At 67.6% G+C, this 2,350-nt stretch carries 2 protein-coding genes; one reads left to right on the top strand and one right to left on the bottom strand.

All coding sequences use genetic code 11. From position 1 onward, the window contains the following. Positions 1–914: hypothetical protein (locus O0J73_RS22180; protein WP_308309657.1), on the bottom strand; the 914-nt coding region annotated here is incomplete at its 3' end. Between the two features lie 93 nt (positions 915–1,007). Here O0J73_RS22180 and O0J73_RS22175 point away from each other — a divergent pair. Further along, on the top strand, positions 1,008–2,303 hold the full coding sequence (locus O0J73_RS22175) for an acetyl-CoA C-acetyltransferase (RefSeq protein ID WP_308309656.1): 1,296 nt from the start codon (positions 1,008–1,010) through the stop codon (positions 2,301–2,303). Positions 2,304–2,350 lie beyond the last annotated feature (47 nt).

Raw genomic sequence — 2,350 nt, 5'->3', positions numbered from 1 at the left:
TACAGGTCCAGCGCGGTGATCTTCGGGCAGCGCGCCAGCAGCTCGCGCGCGTCCTGCCCGGCCTCGCAGTGCACGAACAGCACCGGCACGCCGTGTGCTTCCAGCACTGCGGCCATCTGTCGCTGGCGCATCAGGAACTGCTCGTAGATGCCCTTCAGGCGGTCACAGTCGTTGTTGCTGTGGTTGTAGTGCGCGCACCAGCCGGCCGGATCGAACAGCGCCATGCGCGCCTCGCCATGGGTGTAGCGCAGCAGCGGCTCGGGCGCTGCGTTGAGCCATTCGTCCTCGCCCGGCGCCATGATCGCGGTCTCGATCAGCGGCCACAGCGCGGCCAGGCCCTGGTTGTCGTACTGCATCGACATCATCGCGGCCAGGTCGTTCACGGTGAAATAGCGCGCATGCTCGATGCGGGCGCCGAAGGTGTTCTGCGCCATCAATGCGGTATCGGCGTGCGCCATGCCGTTGGCCAGCAGGGTTTCTTCCAGCGCATTGGCGACCGCGTTGGTGGTGGCCACATCGCTGCCGGTCAGCAGGAACGGCACCACGCGCAGGCCACCGCCCACCAGGCTGGCATCGGCCTGGAACGGCAGCGGCACGTCGCCGTTGGCATCGGTGCCGAACGCCAGCAGGCGCGGGCCCTGGTTGCGGCCCGGCGCACGCATCTGCAGTTCTTCCAGGCGGCGGTGGATCGGCCAGCCCGGGCGCAGTACTTCGGCCGGGTCGAAATGCGCGGCGGCGAACACCAGGTCCAGCTCGGCCACCTGCGGCACCAGCTTGGACAGGTCGCGGCCGACGCGTTCGGCCAGTTCACCGGCCTGTTCGGCGCTGAGTACCGCCTGGCGGGGGATTTCGCCGCCGGCCAGTTCCAGGGCCAGCACGCCAAGGGCATTCATCGCGGGGTCGGGTTTGCTCATGGTTCCACGGTTGGCCCATCACAGGGCGGCAGCTACACTTGGCTCCATTATGCCTGCTCCGTCGTGCAGGCCATGTTGCAGACACCCTCATCCATGCCAGGTATCTCCATGCCCAACGCTCGTCCCGTCGCCATCCTCGGTGGCGTCCGCATTCCGTTCTGCCGCCAGAACACCGCGTATTCGGATGTCGGCAACCTCGGCATGTCGGTCCGTACGCTGGGCGCGCTGGTCGAACGTTTCGGCCTGCACGGCCAGCAGCTCGGTGAAGTGGCGATGGGTGCGGTGATCAAGCACTCCAGTGATTGGAACCTGGGCCGCGAAGCCACGCTGTCCTCCGGCCTGTCGCCGCTGACCCCGGGCATCACCCTGCAGCGCGCCTGCGGCACCTCGCTGGACAGCATCATCACCGTGGCCAACAAGATCTCGCTGGGCCAGATCGAATCGGGCATCGGCGGTGGTTCGGACACCACCTCCGATGTGCCGATCGTGTACGGCAAGAAGCTGCGCGCGCGCCTGCTGGCCGCCAACCGTGCCAAGAGCACCGGCGACAAGATCCGCGCGCTCACCTCCGGCTTCAAGTTCTCCGAACTGAAGCCCGAATTCCCGGGCGTGGCCGAGCCGCGCACCGGCAAGAGCATGGGCGACCATTGCGAGGACATGGCCAAGGAATGGAACATCTCGCGCGACTCGCAGGACGAGTGGGCGGTGTCCTCGCACAAGAAGCTGGCCGCGGCCTATGAGCGCGGCTTCTTCAACGACCTGATCGCCCCGTTCCGTGGTGTCGAGCGTGACAACATCCTGCGCCCGGATACCTCGCTGGAAAAGCTGGCCACGCTGAAGCCGGCGTTCGACAAGGTGTCCGGCCGCGGCACGCTGACCGCCGCCAACTCGACGCCACTGACCGACGGTGCCGCTGCGGTGCTGCTGGCCAGCGAAGAATGGGCGCGCGCGCACGGCCACGAGCCGCAGGCCTACCTGCGCGATGCGCACGTGGCGGCGGTGGACTTCGTGCATGGCGAAGGCCTGCTGATGGCGCCGACCATCGCCGTGCCGGAGATGCTCAAGCGCAATGGCCTGACCCTGCAGGACTTCGACATCTACGAGATCCACGAAGCCTTCGCCGCGCAGGTGCTGTGCACGCTGCGTGCGTGGGAGAGCGAGGACTACTGCCGCAACCGCCTGGGCCTGGATGCACCGCTGGGCCGCATCGACCCGGACAAGATCAACCTGCTGGGTTCATCGCTGGCCACCGGCCACCCGTTCGCCGCCACCGGCGCACGCGTGATTGCCACCGCCGCCAAGCAGCTGGCCGAACGCGGCGGTGGCCGCGCACTGGTCTCGATCTGCACCGCCGGCGGCATGGGCGTGGTGGCGATCGTCGAACGCTGATCGCATCCACGCATGGCGTGGATCTACCAACAAAAACGCCGCCCGCT

The sequence above is a fragment of the Stenotrophomonas sp. Sm6012 genome (assembly GCF_030985895.1).
GTDB lineage: Bacteria > Pseudomonadota > Gammaproteobacteria > Xanthomonadales > Xanthomonadaceae > Stenotrophomonas > Stenotrophomonas forensis.
This window is presented reverse-complemented; position numbering and strand designations above follow the sequence as displayed.

Excerpts from the sequence above, each read along its gene's own strand:
- O0J73_RS22175 (WP_308309656.1), top strand. The coding sequence starts at position 1,008 with ATGCCAGGTATCTCCATGCCCAACGCTCGTCCCGTCGCCATCCTCGGT.